The 14234-nt window shown below is 45.8% G+C and carries 17 protein-coding genes; 6 read left to right on the forward strand and 11 right to left on the reverse strand.

What is annotated here, in order from left to right; genetic code table 11:
* Positions 1-10 precede the first annotated feature (10 nt).
* The 3 genes from yidD to rpmH all read right to left on the reverse strand — a co-directional run bounded on the left by yidD (position 11) and on the right by rpmH (position 828).
* Entirely contained in the window at positions 11-220 is a 210-nt protein-coding gene (yidD, locus tag ACTTKG_RS01790; protein WP_442672549.1) for a membrane protein insertion efficiency factor YidD, read from the reverse strand.
* On the reverse strand, positions 217-603 hold the full coding sequence (gene rnpA / locus ACTTKG_RS01795; protein WP_442672550.1) for a ribonuclease P protein component: 387 nt from the start codon (positions 601-603) through the stop codon (positions 217-219). Before rnpA ends, yidD begins: the two co-directional genes overlap by 4 nt.
* Positions 604-693: 90 nt before the next feature.
* A complete protein-coding gene (gene rpmH, locus ACTTKG_RS01800; protein WP_006192627.1) occupies positions 694-828 on the reverse strand; it encodes a 50S ribosomal protein L34 in 135 nt (44 codons plus the stop codon).
* Positions 829-1519: 691 nt separating this feature from the next.
* Between rpmH and dnaA the strand changes: the two genes are divergently transcribed.
* The 6 genes from dnaA to gyrB all read left to right on the forward strand — a co-directional run bounded on the left by dnaA (position 1520) and on the right by gyrB (position 8947).
* Positions 1520-2998: a chromosomal replication initiator protein DnaA gene (gene dnaA, locus ACTTKG_RS01805; RefSeq protein ID WP_442672551.1), complete on the forward strand. Its 1479-nt coding sequence runs from the start codon at positions 1520-1522 to the stop codon at positions 2996-2998.
* 292 nt (positions 2999-3290) lie between these two features.
* On the forward strand, positions 3291-4403 hold the full coding sequence (dnaN, locus tag ACTTKG_RS01810; RefSeq protein ID WP_442672552.1) for a DNA polymerase III subunit beta: 1113 nt from the start codon (positions 3291-3293) through the stop codon (positions 4401-4403).
* A gap of 7 nt (positions 4404-4410) precedes the next feature.
* The gene (gene recF / locus ACTTKG_RS01815) at positions 4411-5535 is read left to right on the forward strand and encodes a DNA replication/repair protein RecF (protein WP_442672553.1); all 1125 of its coding nucleotides are present in this window, start codon (positions 4411-4413) and stop codon (positions 5533-5535) included.
* Positions 5532-6524: a DUF721 domain-containing protein gene (locus ACTTKG_RS01820; RefSeq protein WP_442672554.1), complete on the forward strand. Its 993-nt coding sequence runs from the start codon at positions 5532-5534 to the stop codon at positions 6522-6524. The genes recF and ACTTKG_RS01820 overlap by 4 nt, the downstream gene beginning before the upstream one ends.
* Positions 6505-6783 (forward strand): extracellular matrix regulator RemB, encoded by a 279-nt coding sequence (remB, locus tag ACTTKG_RS01825; RefSeq protein WP_442672555.1) that lies wholly within the window; start codon positions 6505-6507, stop codon positions 6781-6783. The genes ACTTKG_RS01820 and remB overlap by 20 nt, the downstream gene beginning before the upstream one ends.
* 154 nt (positions 6784-6937) lie before the next feature.
* Complete coding sequence (gene gyrB, locus ACTTKG_RS01830; protein ID WP_442672564.1) at positions 6938-8947, forward strand: DNA topoisomerase (ATP-hydrolyzing) subunit B; 2010 nt, start codon at positions 6938-6940, stop codon at positions 8945-8947.
* A 103-nt stretch (positions 8948-9050) separates the two neighbouring features.
* On the opposite strand, the gene dhaM is transcribed toward gyrB, so the two are convergent.
* The 8 genes from dhaM to ACTTKG_RS01870 all read right to left on the reverse strand — a co-directional run bounded on the left by dhaM (position 9051) and on the right by ACTTKG_RS01870 (position 14156).
* On the reverse strand, positions 9051-9437 hold the full coding sequence (gene dhaM / locus ACTTKG_RS01835) for a dihydroxyacetone kinase phosphoryl donor subunit DhaM (protein ID WP_442672556.1): 387 nt from the start codon (positions 9435-9437) through the stop codon (positions 9051-9053).
* Between the two features lie 13 nt (positions 9438-9450).
* Positions 9451-10071, reverse strand: a complete 621-nt coding sequence (gene dhaL, locus ACTTKG_RS01840; protein WP_442672557.1) for a dihydroxyacetone kinase subunit DhaL — start codon at positions 10069-10071, stop codon at positions 9451-9453.
* A 56-nt stretch (positions 10072-10127) separates the two neighbouring features.
* Positions 10128-11117 carry a dihydroxyacetone kinase subunit DhaK gene (gene dhaK, locus ACTTKG_RS01845; RefSeq protein ID WP_442672558.1) on the reverse strand — a complete coding sequence of 330 codons (990 nt, stop codon included), beginning with the start codon at positions 11115-11117 and terminating at the stop codon, positions 10128-10130.
* A gap of 79 nt (positions 11118-11196) precedes the next feature.
* Positions 11197-12702 carry a phosphomannomutase/phosphoglucomutase gene (locus ACTTKG_RS01850; protein WP_442672559.1) on the reverse strand — a complete coding sequence of 502 codons (1506 nt, stop codon included), beginning with the start codon at positions 12700-12702 and terminating at the stop codon, positions 11197-11199.
* Between the two features lie 81 nt (positions 12703-12783).
* On the reverse strand, positions 12784-13440 hold the full coding sequence (locus tag ACTTKG_RS01855; RefSeq protein WP_442672560.1) for a D-sedoheptulose-7-phosphate isomerase: 657 nt from the start codon (positions 13438-13440) through the stop codon (positions 12784-12786).
* A 15-nt stretch (positions 13441-13455) separates the two neighbouring features.
* Positions 13456-13782 carry a hypothetical protein gene (locus ACTTKG_RS01860; RefSeq protein ID WP_442672561.1) on the reverse strand — a complete coding sequence of 109 codons (327 nt, stop codon included), beginning with the start codon at positions 13780-13782 and terminating at the stop codon, positions 13456-13458.
* Positions 13783-13851: 69 nt separating this feature from the next.
* Complete coding sequence (locus tag ACTTKG_RS01865) at positions 13852-14010, reverse strand: aminoglycoside phosphotransferase (RefSeq protein ID WP_442672562.1); 159 nt, start codon at positions 14008-14010, stop codon at positions 13852-13854.
* On the reverse strand, positions 14007-14156 hold the full coding sequence (locus ACTTKG_RS01870) for a hypothetical protein (RefSeq protein WP_442672563.1): 150 nt from the start codon (positions 14154-14156) through the stop codon (positions 14007-14009). Before ACTTKG_RS01870 ends, ACTTKG_RS01865 begins: the two co-directional genes overlap by 4 nt.
* Positions 14157-14234 lie beyond the last annotated feature (78 nt).

Below are 14234 nucleotides of genomic sequence, written 5' to 3' on the forward strand. Positions count from 1 at the left end.
CATTTTTCCCTTATGGTACAGGGTCGTAACCACCCTCGTGAAAGGGATGGCAGCGAAGAATCCTTTTGACGGCAAGGAATCCTCCCCTTCGCACCCCATATTTCTCAACAGCAATGATTGCATACTCCGAGCATGTCGGAATATAACGGCATGAAGGCGGTTTCAGCGGGGAAAGGAACACGCGATAAAAGCGAATGAGAAAAAGCACCAGCGTTTTCATCGGCAATTCTTTCTTTTTTCTATTGAAAACTCCGCATCTCCTGCCATGATGCCAGCTTTCTTGGCAAGAGCAAGGAACGCCTTCTCCAAATCCTGACAACCGGCATCAACAGCAGCTTTCCTGCCTACGAATAGAAGAGAAACACCCTCCTTAATCGCGCCTTGATTCATACGATATGACTCACGAAGCAATCTCTTGACACGATTCCGCTTGACGGCATTACCGAGCTTCTTGCCCGCGGCAAAACCGACTTTTCCTTGAAATCCATTCGAGCGAAAGACATAAAGCACGAGAAATCTGTTTGCATACGATTTACCATGGGAATATACCGCCTGAAAATCCTTTTTCTTTTTCAAGATACGATTTCTAGGCAACCCAAACATGCAAAAAACTCCTATTCAAATATCAAAATGCTTTGTCACCTCATGAAAAAAGGTCACCGGAGTGACCTAGTGAGTGCCAAGGAAACGAATTTACGCCGACAATTTCTTTCTGCCTTTTGCGCGTCTTCTCTTCAGAACAAGACGGCCGCCTTTCGTCTTCATGCGCTCACGGAAACCATGCGTCTTTTTACGCCAGTGGTTATTCGGCTGATATGTCATCTTCATCAAATTCCACCCCCTTAAAAAAATTTAGTCAAAATGCAAAAGAACAAACAACGCCCCTACTATCGCTTTTAACTACGCTAAATTATAGCCCAGAGATAAAAGGGTGTCAAGGTTTTTCCATGTCCTCTCTGCAAATCCAAACGCCTTCATTCTATCCGCTTTTTCTTGTACAAAAGCAATTTTTAAATCATCAGGAACGAAATGCCTGTTGATAACTCTTTTGCAGTCTGCTAAGATATTCTATAGTCAGCAAGCAGTTAACATGAAACCCCAAGAAGTCAAGCCGCATGCACAAACTGATTAACGGACTTTTATTAAGTCGTGGGGATGTATGTACAGTGCGTCTCTCTAATGATGCTACCGCTGGAAACGGGGAAAAAGCAACAGATACCGATGCATGTGACAACTAAACACACGCCTGAAAGGTTATACACAAAGATATACACATTATCCACAGAAAAGGATATGATTTCCACAGTTTATTCAATATCTTTCTTTCATGGATGATGCCATCGCAGAAAGCAGATGAAAAACAAACCGTGTCATTTCATGCAACGGCTGAACATATCTCTTGAAGGTTTACTCTTTTCACGAATAGAAATTTCGTTTTTATCCACAGATTGTGTACAAAAATGTGGATAAATTATAAGGACATGTTTTCATACATTATGTACAGAAAGGATATTTTTCCATGGAACAATCAGAACTGCAAGAGATTTGGGAACAAATCCTGCAGAAAGTCCTCGATCAAAAATCCTTGACAGAACTTACCCTAAACGATTGGCTTCGTCCGGTAAAACCTCTGTCACTTTCCGAAACCTCGCTCGTACTCGGTGCACCAACAGCGCTTGCACGAGAATGGATAGCTAAACGCTATATCCCTTTCTTGGAAGATGCTGTACTTGATCTAACCAAGAAAAAACTCCGTATAGAAATAAAAAATCTTGACATCAAACCTAAAACGAACGATTATCCATCCCCGCCGATTCAAGAAACTCTTTTGCCGGAAAATAACTCTTCCAGTCCTATGCTTCAAGAAACAATTTGTGCCGAAAAACCGCTTTTTCCATACTCGACTGCCCCGCAAAAAACAGAAGGACTTGCTCGTTCCTATGATATGCCGGGCATGATTCCTCCTGGAGATGCTTCATCATTAAACTCCCACTATACTTTTGACACATTCGTTACAGGCAACTCAAACCGCTTTGCTCATGCGGCTACACTCGCTGTTACTGAATCCCCCGGAAAAGTTTATAATCCATTCTTTATGTATGGCGGCGTTGGACTTGGAAAAACACATTTAATGCACGCCATAGGACATAAAATCTTAGAAAAATTTCCTGAGATGCGTGTTCTTTACATTTCGAGCGAAAAATTTACCAACGAACTTATCAATTCCATCCGAGACGGTAATCCTGAATCCTTCCGTCAAAAATATCGCAACATTGACATTCTCCTCGTCGATGATATTCAGTTTCTCTCAAAAAAAGAACACACACAGGAAGAATTTTTCCATACGTTCAATACCCTGCACGACGCCAATAAGCACATCATCTTATCGAGCGACCGTCATCCGCGTGAAATACAAACGCTTGAAGATCGTCTGCGCTCACGTTTTGAATGGGGACTTATCACCGATATCCAAGCGCCAGATCTTGAAACACGCATAGCGATTCTCAGAAAAAAAGCTGCGCTTGAACACCTCGATGTACCGAATGATGTGATGTTCTCCATCGCCAATCGCATCGACAACAACATCCGTGAACTTGAAGGGGCGCTGACCAGAGTCGTCGCCTATGCTTCATTGACACAACAGCCTATCACCCCCTCCCTTGTCAACGAAGCGCTCGCCAATATCTTTCCTTCAGGCAAATCGCGCGAAGTGACGATGGAACTCATACAAGAAGTCGTCGCCTCTTACTTCAAACTGCGATTGGACGATCTTCATGCCAAAAAGCGCACGCGCAACCTTGCTATGCCGCGGCAGATTGCCATGTACTTATGCCGCGAATTGACGAACAACTCCCTGCCGCAGATCGGAGCTTCTTTCGGTGGACGTGACCACACAACAGTCATCCATGCATACGACAAGATCAGCAAAGAGAGACAGGAAGATTCAAAACTGGACCGCACAATCGAACAACTGATGCAGCGCATCGAAAACTTATAAGAAACAGCATGAATAGTCGTGCATAACTCTGTGGAAAACTCTGGTATATTCCTGTGGTAACTTTGTGGATAAACGCTTTCTTCTTTTCCCTCTGTGTATATGTGGATATCTAAAACGTATCTATCTACAATATTATACACATATCCATGCTATTGATATCAAAGCCGCCACACGCCTTTTCCACATTTCCACAAGCCCTACTACTATTACGGCTATTCTTTATTATATTCTTGTCGCATAAGTCAATAAGAGACCACCCAAAAAATTTTCCCTATCCAAAAGGAGAAGAACCATGAAATTTACCTGTCATAAAAATGAACTTGTCCAAGCGATCCAACTCGTCTCAAAAGCTATCGCAAATAAGCCGCAAACTCCAGTCCTTTCAGGAATATATCTCGAAGCAGGAGATAATCAGTTAGAACTGCATGCTACAGACAATGAAATAGGCATCATCAGCACCATTCCAGCAGACGTTGAAGAGCAAGGAAAAATTGTCCTTTCCGGACGCTATATGCAAGAAGTCATCCGGCGTCTACCTGGCGATACCGTTACAATTTCACAAGAAATAGGCGAAAATGTAAGTAAAATACAATCAGCAGCTTCAAACTTCACATTTCTTTCTATGCCAGCAAATGACTTTCCTACAGTCAAACGCCTGCAAGAAGGCGTCCATTTTAAGATCCAAGACAACATACTACGCGACATCATTAAAAAAACGGTTTTTGCTTGCTCTACCGATGAATCTCGACCGATATTCACAGGCTGCCAGATGGAAATTAATGGAGAAACTTTAAAAATGGCAGCAACAAATACGCATCGACTTTCTGTAAAAAAAGAGGTGGTTGCAAATCTTTCCGGCGATCTTCATATCATTATTCCCGCAAAGCTTCTCAACGAACTTCTGCGCGCCTTAAATTCTGATATGCCCATTGAAGTTGATGTCTGCTGCTCATCCAATCAAGCGAGTTTCCAATTCGAAAATGTCGTATTTATGTCACGTTTAATTGAAGGACAATTTCCAAATTATGAAAGTGTAATACCGAAGAGCTTTGCCACTACAGTTACTCTTGATACTGAAGATTTTTTAGATGCGGTTGACCGAGTTTCCCTGATATCACGTTCTGCCGATTATAATATCATTCGTTTGGAATTTGGCAGCAATCAAGTTCATATATCATCCAACAGTCCGGATGTAGGCAATGCGAATGAAATTGTTGCAGCTACCATCGAAGGTCCTAACGTCAATATCGCTTTCAATGCAAAATATGTCACAGATGTTCTAAAGAATCTCAATAGCAAAAATTTCCGTTTTTTGCTCAATGAAAGCTTGCAGGCGGCGGCTGTACGCGAAGAGGACAATCCTACTTTTGTATACATTGTGACGCCTGTTCGTACGCAGAATTGATATACTGATGAAAGCAAAGAGCCTCCAACTCAAAAATTTCCGAAACTATTCAGAACTTGAACTCAGCTTGTCTCCCAATATCAACGTACTTCTTGGCGAAAATGCGCAGGGGAAGACAAATATTGCGGAGGCTCTTTACTATGCGGCTATGGGACGCTCTCATCGAACTACAACGGATTCAGATCTCATCGCTTGGGATGCTTCGGAAGCAAGGCTGCATTTGCTTTTTGAACGACTCGATGTAGATAATACACTGGAGTTTCAATTTCAGCGCGGCAAACGCCGCATCATGCGCAAAAACGGTGAAATAATAAAAACAAAAGAGTTATTCGGCACATTTAATGCTGTTCTTTTTTCTCCTGAAGATCTTTTTTTGATTAAGGGTGCTCCTTCGGAAAGAAGACGTTTTCTGGACAGTGAATTATCGCAGGCAAGCCCTGCTTACGGGCATGAACTCATGCAGTATGCACGGATTCTTATGCAAAGAAATAATCTTTTAAAGAAGATTAAAGAAAGACGTGCAAAAAAAGACATGCTTCTTCTTTGGGACGGTCAGCTCGCTGAAAGCGCTGCGCGTATTGTGGAAAAACGCTTTTTAGCTGTCAAGAAACTCAATATGCTTGCAAATCTCATGCAAAGGCGCATTTCGGCAGGAAAAGAAAACCTTTCCCTTTCGTATGAACTCTATGGATGTGCAGAAGAGCCGCCTTGCGTGACATCTGGACTTATTCCGTGGTATAATAAAAAACTTGAAGAATCGAGAGAACTTGATATTTTGCGTGGTTCTACGAGTGTCGGTCCGCAAAGGGATGATATTCTTCTTAAAGTAAACGGTATCAACCTGCGTTCTTTCGGTTCGCAGGGACAGCAGCGCACGGGAGTTCTTGCATTGAAACTTTCTGAATTGGAGTTTTTGCGCTCAGAAACAGGGGAATATCCGATTTTGCTGCTTGACGATGTCATGAGCGAGTTGGATCGTACGCGCAGGGAAAGACTTATGGAATTTATTAGCAAGGAACGTATACAAACCTTGATTACAGCAACGGATGAAGCCTATTTGCCGATGAAAATAACAGGCAATATTTTCTATATAGTATCAGGAAAAGTATCAAAAAAGAAAGGTATGACATGAAGTTTTCTTATCGGCGCAATCCCGGCATGGAAAAAATCAATAAGGTGATACCGAAGAGCATTCATTCTTTTGGGAAAAAGATTGAACGTGCATATCAGGAGCGCTTTGTACTCTTTCATTGGGGGAAAATTGTCGGTGATACAGTTGCTGCACATGTGTGGCCTCTTGCAATTGAAGGAGATAAACTTGTATTATATGCTTCCGCTCCTGCGTGGCGTAACGAGATCATGCTCATGCAAATCATGATTCTTTCGCGTGTGAATAATTTTGCCGGTTATGAGATGGTAAAAGAGCTTATTTTTTCATGGGAAAAAAGTGAAGCATATCATCGCGGCGCGCAAGAGGATGAAAAAAATTTTGAGGAAAAAGAGCAAGAGGAATATAAAGACATCCTGAAAAAGATGATTTTGACGCCGAACGAGCAGGAAGAATGTCGACGTGAGATTTCTGCTGTAACGAATAAGAGATTGCGTATGAAACTCCTGCATATTTTGGAAGTGAAGAAAAAGAGTGAAAAGGCACGGCAGACATTGGGAGAAAGTCCTTGTCCGCACTGTGGCAGACTTGTCCGAAGAGATCATGTATGCCTTTCTTGTGCGTGTGAAGAGAAAAAGGAAAAGCGCCGTTTGATTCGTCGTTGTCTTTTCGATATTCCATGGGCGCGGTACACTGAGATCAAGGAGTATATTCCTTGTACGCCTGCGATGGTTGCTGCGGAACGTTCGCGTCTTGCGCAAGATTTGGCGCGTCGCGTCGAATTCGGTGATTGGTCGAGTTTGGACGCGAAAACGCTCGTCATGCTTTATCGGGCGCTGCGCCCAGAACAGTTGACAGAGGAAATTTTGCGCCGCACACTTTACGATCTTCGACGTGAGATGGCAGAAAGCGCAGTTTTCCGTCCTTTTCCAAAACGCTCGGAAGTGTTTTCAAAAGTTGTGACAGATGATAAAAAGCGTAGGGAGGGATTTCATGTATCTTCATCTCGGTGATGACTACTCCGTTTCTTTTTCTCGCATCATTGCTATTTTTGATATGTCTATGTACGAAAATGCGGCGGAAAATCCCTTTTCAAAAGAAGCGCAGCTATACAGCAAGCAGATGGGAAAAGAGCCGAGTTCCGTTGTTCTTACTCACGAGAAAGCGTATTTTTCAATAATTTCCGTACAGTCTTTGAAGAAACGTATAGAAGAGACTTTTATTTTGAAACCCCAAGAAGTCAAGCCCGAAGGGCGCAGACTGATTGGCTAGGTTTCTGTAAGGGCGGCGCATAATGTCCATGAAGTGGATATTTGTGTGTGTAGTTTATAATAGAATTTGAATAAATGATGGAGGAATGATACCGTTGACAAAGGGGAAGGAAAAGAAGAACGATGCGCTTGATGAGGCGCTGAATTGTGCTCTGATGGATGCAGCGGAGGAAGAAGCGACGAAATTTGCCGAAGAAGTGCGTGATGATGATCTCGATTTGAAGAACGTCGAAATTCATACGGATATGGACAGTGCGGATGTCACGGCAGTCGATGGTGACTATGGAGCTGATCAGATACAGATACTTGAAGGATTAGAGGCAGTAAGAAAGCGTCCGGGCATGTATATCGGCAGCACGTCGGAGCGAGGCTTGCATCATCTCGTCTATGAGGTTGTTGACAACTCGATTGATGAGGCGCTTGCGGGCTACTGCGACCATATTGACGTGACGATCGAAGAGGATAACAGCATCACCGTCGTAGATAACGGGCGCGGAATTCCTGTCGATATGCATGAAAGCGGAAAGCCTGCCGTTGAAGTTGTCTTGACCGTACTTCATGCCGGCGGCAAGTTCGGCGGCGAAGGTTATAAAGTATCGGGCGGTCTGCACGGCGTCGGCGTTTCTGTCGTTAATGCACTTTCGACTTCGATGGATGTCGAGGTCAAGCGCGACGGTAAGATTCACAGCATACGCTTCGAACATGGTGTGACGGCTTCTTCTTTGAAGGTCGTTGGTGAGACAGAAAAGACGGGGACAAAAGTGCATTTTATCCCAGACCCCGAGATATTCACCGTGACGCAGTACAGCTTCGATACGTTGAAGCATCGCCTGCGGGAGCTTGCTTTCTTGAATCAAGGCATCACGATCAATCTCAGAGACAAGCGCGGTGAAGGGCGTGAAGAATCTTACTATTATGAGGGAGGCATTCGTTCCTTCGTCGAGCATTTGAATCGGAAAAAGGAAATCATCAACCAGACGCCAATTTATTTTAATGGTATCAAAGATGATACCGTTGTAGAAATCGCTATGCAGTACAACGACAGCTACATGGAGAATATCTACAGCTTTGTCAATAATATCAATACCGAGGAAGGCGGCACGCATCTTGCGGGATTTAAGATTGCTCTGACGCGTGCAGCGAATGATTTTGCGCGTAAGCAAGGAATCTTGAAAGACAAGGACGGTAATCTCTCGGGCGAGGATGTGCGCGAGGGTTTGACATGCGTCATCAGTCTTAAAATTCACGAACCGCAGTTCGAGGGACAAACAAAGACAAAGCTCGGAAATTCCGAAGTGCGCGGCATTGTTGATTCTATCGTCACTGAGGGGCTTACAGAGTATTTTGAGGAAAATCCTGTGATCACGAAAAAGGTCATAGAGAAGGCGATTATGGCGTCGCGTGCAAGAGAGGCAGCGAGAAAAGCACGAGAGCTTACACGTCGTAAGAATGCTCTTGAGGTGTCGAGCCTTCCTGGAAAGCTTGCAGACTGCTCAATTAAAGATCCCGAACAGGCGGAAATTTACCTTGTCGAGGGTGACAGTGCCGGCGGTTCGGCGAAGCAGGGACGAGATCGTCGCTTCCAGGCGATCCTCCCTTTGCGAGGCAAGATCTTAAATGTCGAGAAAGCGCGTCTTGATAAAATCTTTGCCAATGCGGAGATCCGCACAATGATCACGGCTTTCGGAACGGGAATCAGCGATGACTTCGATATCGCGAAACGCCGTTATGGCAAGATTATTATTATGACCGATGCTGATGTTGACGGTTCGCATATACGTACGCTTCTCTTAACTTTCTTCTATCGCTATATGAAGCCACTCATTGAGCGCGGTCACGTCTATATTGCTCAGCCGCCTCTCTACCTCATACGCAAGGGAAAGAAGCATTGGTATACCTATAGCGACGACGAACTTACGCAGAAACTTAATGAAGTCGGGCGTGATAATGCCACTGTGCAGCGCTATAAGGGGCTTGGTGAGATGAATCCCGAGCAGCTTTGGGAAACGACGATGGATCCTGAAGGTCGGACGATGCTTCAAGTCCGTATGGAGGACGCAGAAGAAGCCGATGAACTCTTCACGATCCTTATGGGAGACAAAGTGGAGCCGCGTCGTCAATTCATCGAAGAACATGCTAAGCATGTGCGTAATCTCGATATCTAAATAAAAGAATAGACGGTCGTTTGAAGATTCAACTTCAGGCGACCGTCTATTCTTTTTCTTCTATTCTGTTTGGAAAAGGATGTTGCTGCCGATATTGGGGAATTTATTCTTCGATTTTTCGCACATCGCGTGCCTGCTGCATTTTTTCCGGCAGATCTTCGAGAGATGTTTCTGCGGCGGCTTCAATGGCAGCGAGGATGGCGCCTTCGACGATGGGAGCATCGATGAGTTTCAAACGCCGTTCATTCATGCTTTCTAGGACAATCTCTGCCGTCATGACAGCGCTTCCCATATCCATGAGGATGGCTGTGCCGTCATCTGTGTATACTTCATTAATGGCGGCGGCAATTTTCTCGTAGCTTGTGCCCAGTTCGCCATTTTCGTTGCCTCCGGCAGCAATGACCGTTACGTTCTGTGCCATCATTTTTGCAACTTCGACAACACCTTCGGCAAGTTTTTGGCTATGGGAAACGATTACAATACTGAACATGATGCCTTCCTCCTTACAATGTGTCTGCCATGGCGCGCAGCATGAAAGAGGAAGATACAGCGCCGGGGTCTCGATGTCCAAGGCTGCGCTCTCCAAGATAACTTGCGCGTCCTTTTGTAGCGATGAGATCTTTCGTGCGTTCGGCGCCTTTTTCTGCTTCGTCTGCGGCAGCGAGCAAGGCGTCTTTGAGGCTTTTCTTCGCTTGTATGGCTTCGCGCATGGCGCGTTCGGCGGGGCAGAGGGCATCGAGCATGGTTTTTTCGCCGATCGTTGATTTGCCGCGCGTCTTTATTCCTGTGACAGATGCGGAAAATGCTGCGAGAAAATCCTCCGGTGAAAGCTCCATTTTACCTTTGAGTACATCGCCGGCTTTCATGAACGCCGTGCCGTAGAGTGCGCCGGAAGCGCCGCCAACGCTTGATACGATCGCCATGCCGATGCCTTTGAAGATAGCGCCGCTGTCCTTTGTTATGAGCAAAGGAATTTTTTCCATTACGGCTTTTGCACCGCGTGCCATGTTGATGCCGTGGTCACCATCACCGATGGCGTTGTCGAGCTCAGTCAAAGTATCTTTTTCCTCTTCGATCTTTTCAGAGATCGCCTTCATGATTTCCAGTAGATTTTTTGTATTCATATACTGATCCCTCGTCCAATAGAAGTATACACAGAAATCTTTTCTTTACATGTGATTTATTTCTTCCAAGCAAGCGTATCCGCTTTGGCATCATAGAAGCGTTTCATGTCGTTATCCAAGCGCAGAAGGGTCAAAGAAAAACCTGCCATTTCGATGGCGGTCATGAAGTTTCCGACCATTGTGTCGTATACGATGATTCCCTTCTCTTTTAAATAATCCTGTACGAAATTGTTTATGATGTAAAGTTCCATGAGAGGTGTGGATCCCATGCCGTTGATGAGAACGACGACTTCTCTGCCGCTGTAATCGATGTCAGAGAGAATGGTATCAAGGAGCTTTTTTGCTGCTTCATTGGCGGAGAGAATCTTTTCACGGCTCGTGCCAGGCTCGCCATGAATGCCGATACCGATCTCAATTTCATCTTCCGCCAACGTGAAACCATGTTTTCCGGCGGCGGGAACCGTGCAAGGAGAGATCGCCATGCCCATAGAGCGGACATTCTTGATGACATTTTCGGCGCATTTTTTGACTTCCGAAAGAGCGGCGCCCTCCTCGGCGCAAGCACCTGCAATCTTGTGTACGAGCAGCGTACCGGCGACGCCTCGTCTGCCTGTCGTATAGAGACTGTCTTTTACGGCTACGTCGTCATTTACGATTACATAGTCGGCTTTGATTCCTTCGTCCTTTGCCATGTCGATCGCCATTTCGAAGTTCAGGACATCTCCCGTATAGTTCTTCACGACGGAGAGGACGCCGGCTTCGGTTGCAACAGCTTTGATTCCTTCGTAAATCTGATCGGGGGTTGGAGAAGTAAATACGGCGCCCGCTATGGCGCAATCGAGCATACCTTCACCGACGTAGCCGCCGTGTGCAGGCTCATGACCGCTGCCGCCGCCGGAGACGAGCGCGACTTTGCCCTGCTTTTTTTGGGCGCGTACGACGATGTTTCCTTCAGGGAGTTTTTTGAGTTTTTTTGGCGCTGCCTTGGCAAGACCTTCGATCATTTCACGCTCGACATCTTCTACTTTGTTGATGAGTTTTTTCATGCGTATACCCCTTTCTGGATTTGATGAAAAAAATTAACGGATGGAAAATAACTTCTTGTGCTGTCATGCGTTTATTTTCCTAAAGTACACTTAGATCAAGTGAAGTAAGGTCGCTGAGCAAAGTCTTCACTTTTTTGGCTATGATGTCTGTACCGCCTTTTTCTCGGCTTTCGATATTCAGCGGCATGTTAGGATCGTGCAGCGACATGCGCAAGAGCGCCCAACCCTGCGGAAATATAAGTCGAACACCTTCGTATGAAGGCTCGGCAATTTTGATTCCGCTTTCTTTGGCGCGTGCAGCAAAGGCGTTTAAGACTTCGCCGGCATAGTCCTTGGCATCTTCGACGCCTTTGATTTTTAATCGGTATTCGGAACTTTCCAAAGGATGTGCGAGTCTTTCAATGAGAGATTGAAGCGTGCGCCCTTCCTTTTTTGCTTTTGTGGCGGCGATGAGGAGTTTCACAGCGAGATAGGCGCCGTCGTCTAAGTAATGGTTTTCCGACAGCGCTCCGTGCCCGGATGTTTCAATAGCGAGTGGTGATATCGTTCCTTCTTCGTTCAGACGAATACATTCGTTGATGACGTTTTTGTAGCCGCGCTTGAAGCGGTGATGGTGAAGATGAAGTTCGTTTTCTAAGAAGCAGGTGAGTTCATCTGAGGTGACGGAATCTGTGACGATCGTTGCATTTGGATAATCGGGCGCCAGTATAGCCGCCATCATGGCGATGAGAGCGTTGCGGTTGATCTCTTCTCCTGTGGGAAGGACGGCGCTCATGCGATCAACATCGGTATCAAAAATTAAGCCAAGGTCGGCGTGATTTTCCAGAACGGCTTCCTTTATCGCTGCCATTGCTTCTTTGTTTTCAGGATTTGGAATATGGTTCGGAAACATGCCGTCTGGCTCTAGGTAGCGGCTTCCTGTAGTGTCTGCGCCAAGCAGTGCCAGCACTTTGGAGGCGAAAAAACCGCCGCTGCCATTTCCTGCATCGATTACGATGTGCATACCCGCAAGGGGCTTGTCTTCAGGCGCAGCGGAAAGTTCTTCGCAGATTTTTTTTCGCAGATGAGAAGCATAAACGGATAGGAGATCGAAGGATGCAGCTTTTTTTTCATTGGAAGCTGGCACGCGATTTTTTGCGGCATAAGAAAGCACTTTCTTGATGTCGCTTGCTTCTAAACCTCCCCGTTCTGTGAAAAACTTCATGCCATTGCGGTTGTAAGGCAAGTGGCTTGCTGTGATCATGATGGAGGCGTCGGCTTTCGTTTCGTCAAAGAGAATGGACATGAACATCGCAGGCGTAGAAGAGAGACCGCAGTCGATCGCTTTCGCTCCGCGTGAAAGAATGGCGGAAAGTACAGCGCACTTCAAGTCGGGGGCAGAGATGCGCGAGTCGTGTCCGACGGCGATGGTCAATTCCGTCACAGGCTTGCCGTTTTTTTCTGTGAGAAAATCCAAAAAGCCGCCGGTGATGCAGCGTACAGCTTCTTGCGTGAGATTGACAGGTTCATCTGCTATGCCGGCGACAGCCGTACCGCGTATGTCGCTGCCATTTTGCAATTTCATCAGTTGCTTTTCATCAATCATTGCGATTCCTCCACGGCAGTTTCTTATTTAAGCATATTATACCATAATCGCTTAAATATTTGTCATAGTTATTCTATTCCTTTATTCAGTATAGCCAAAAAATTCTTGCTCTGCGGCTATGCAGAGTGCATGATAAATGGGAAGATGAAGCTCCTGTATGCGGTAGGTTTCCTTGTCGGGAACAGCGAGAAGGATGTCCGTCAAAGAACGCAGCTTTCCTCCTCCTGCACCGGTCAGAGAGATCACGGAGATGCCGAAAGAACGCGCGACTTGTGCGGCGTAGAGGACGTTTTGTGAATTGCCGGATGTACTGATGGCAAAAAGAATGTCGCCTTTTTTTCCAAGCCCGAATACTTGTTGAGCAAATACGAGGTCGGGCGCTTGATCATTGGCGAATGCTGTGCCGAGAGCGATCTGATTGACGAGAGAGATCGCAGGCAGAGCTTCCTGCAAATTTTCGATAAGATATGCCGCATCTTCCGGGCATGTTTCCATAAGCTGCTGCTTTTTCTCTTCACCTAAGCGGCGCGGCAGCAAGAATCCCTTCATCAGTTCGCCTGTGATATGCTCGGCGTCCGCTGCACTGCCGCCGTTGCCGCATATCAGAAGTTTTCCTCCTTTCGCATAGCAATCGATGATCGTATCGACTGTGGTTATCAGAGGTTCTTTCATGGAGCTGAGTACGGGATACCGCTCGATCAAATGGTCGATGACGGCAAGTGTTTTTTCTTTTGCCATAAAAATCCTTCCTTCTTATTTATTTTGTTTCCGCTGCTGATGCTTCCAGCCGATTCTTGCGGCGAAGACGACAGCGATCATGAGCAGAATCTTCCAAGCTGATTGTAAAATATTATTGGTGATGCTGTCTTTTGTTTTCGCTGCTTCCTTGGATCTATCATCGCTGTCTTTTGACGCTTCCTGATAGCGTTTCGTCGGCGAAGGGCAAGAAGCTGCCTGAGCGACAGAAATAGCCGGGGGAGTTTCCACACTGGCAAAGATAGGAGCCATGCTGTTGGCAATGGCTCCTATCATGAAAGCAATAATGATCTTTTTTTTCCACTGACTGAATTTCCTGTACATAATTCTGGTTCACCGCTTATCTTTTTACTCTTCTTACGGAAGAAAATCTGCAGAAAGCAAAGGGATCTCTCAAGGCTTTTGTTTCTCATGGTCGAGCACTTTTTGCAGGGTGCGAACCAGATGCAGATGCGTTTCGTAATCGAGATCATTCGCATCGTAAAGCATACGTTTCCTGAGAGCATCGATTTGATTCTGCAGCTTTTCCCGCGTTTCGTCGGAAAGACTCATACGCCGTGTCCGTTTTTCTCCAGCAGAATTTGCTGTTGGGCACGACTATCCCAGCCCTCTTCTTGCAGCTTTTCAGGCGCAGGAGAGAGCTTGTCCAGGATTTCTTGAGTCTCCAGATCCATCTCCTCAAAATCCTCTTTATTCATTTTGACCAGCCACCTTTACTCTTTCTATTGTACTATGAAAGTCCAAGAAGTCAAGCCCGAAGGGCGCCGACTGATTGG

It is taken from the genome of Selenomonas sp. (assembly GCF_052169755.1).
Taxonomy (GTDB): domain Bacteria; phylum Bacillota; class Negativicutes; order Selenomonadales; family Selenomonadaceae; genus Selenomonas.

Excerpts from the sequence above, each read along its gene's own strand:
- yidD (WP_442672549.1), bottom strand. The coding sequence starts at position 220 with ATGAAAACGCTGGTGCTTTTTCTCATTCGCTTTTATCGCGTGTTCCTT.
- rnpA (WP_442672550.1), bottom strand. The coding sequence starts at position 603 with ATGTTTGGGTTGCCTAGAAATCGTATCTTGAAAAAGAAAAAGGATTTT.
- rpmH (WP_006192627.1), bottom strand. The coding sequence starts at position 828 with ATGAAGATGACATATCAGCCGAATAACCACTGGCGTAAAAAGACGCAT.
- dnaA (WP_442672551.1), top strand. The coding sequence starts at position 1,520 with ATGGAACAATCAGAACTGCAAGAGATTTGGGAACAAATCCTGCAGAAA.
- dnaN (WP_442672552.1), top strand. The coding sequence starts at position 3,291 with ATGAAATTTACCTGTCATAAAAATGAACTTGTCCAAGCGATCCAACTC.
- recF (WP_442672553.1), top strand. The coding sequence starts at position 4,411 with ATGAAAGCAAAGAGCCTCCAACTCAAAAATTTCCGAAACTATTCAGAA.
- ACTTKG_RS01820 (WP_442672554.1), top strand. The coding sequence starts at position 5,532 with ATGAAGTTTTCTTATCGGCGCAATCCCGGCATGGAAAAAATCAATAAG.
- remB (WP_442672555.1), top strand. The coding sequence starts at position 6,505 with ATGTATCTTCATCTCGGTGATGACTACTCCGTTTCTTTTTCTCGCATC.
- gyrB (WP_442672564.1), top strand. The coding sequence starts at position 6,938 with ATGGATGCAGCGGAGGAAGAAGCGACGAAATTTGCCGAAGAAGTGCGT.
- dhaM (WP_442672556.1), bottom strand. The coding sequence starts at position 9,437 with ATGTTCAGTATTGTAATCGTTTCCCATAGCCAAAAACTTGCCGAAGGT.
- dhaL (WP_442672557.1), bottom strand. The coding sequence starts at position 10,071 with ATGAATACAAAAAATCTACTGGAAATCATGAAGGCGATCTCTGAAAAG.
- dhaK (WP_442672558.1), bottom strand. The coding sequence starts at position 11,117 with ATGAAAAAACTCATCAACAAAGTAGAAGATGTCGAGCGTGAAATGATC.
- ACTTKG_RS01850 (WP_442672559.1), bottom strand. The coding sequence starts at position 12,702 with ATGATTGATGAAAAGCAACTGATGAAATTGCAAAATGGCAGCGACATA.
- ACTTKG_RS01855 (WP_442672560.1), bottom strand. The coding sequence starts at position 13,440 with ATGGCAAAAGAAAAAACACTTGCCGTCATCGACCATTTGATCGAGCGG.
- ACTTKG_RS01860 (WP_442672561.1), bottom strand. The coding sequence starts at position 13,782 with ATGTACAGGAAATTCAGTCAGTGGAAAAAAAAGATCATTATTGCTTTC.
- ACTTKG_RS01865 (WP_442672562.1), bottom strand. The coding sequence starts at position 14,010 with ATGAGTCTTTCCGACGAAACGCGGGAAAAGCTGCAGAATCAAATCGAT.
- ACTTKG_RS01870 (WP_442672563.1), bottom strand. The coding sequence starts at position 14,156 with ATGAATAAAGAGGATTTTGAGGAGATGGATCTGGAGACTCAAGAAATC.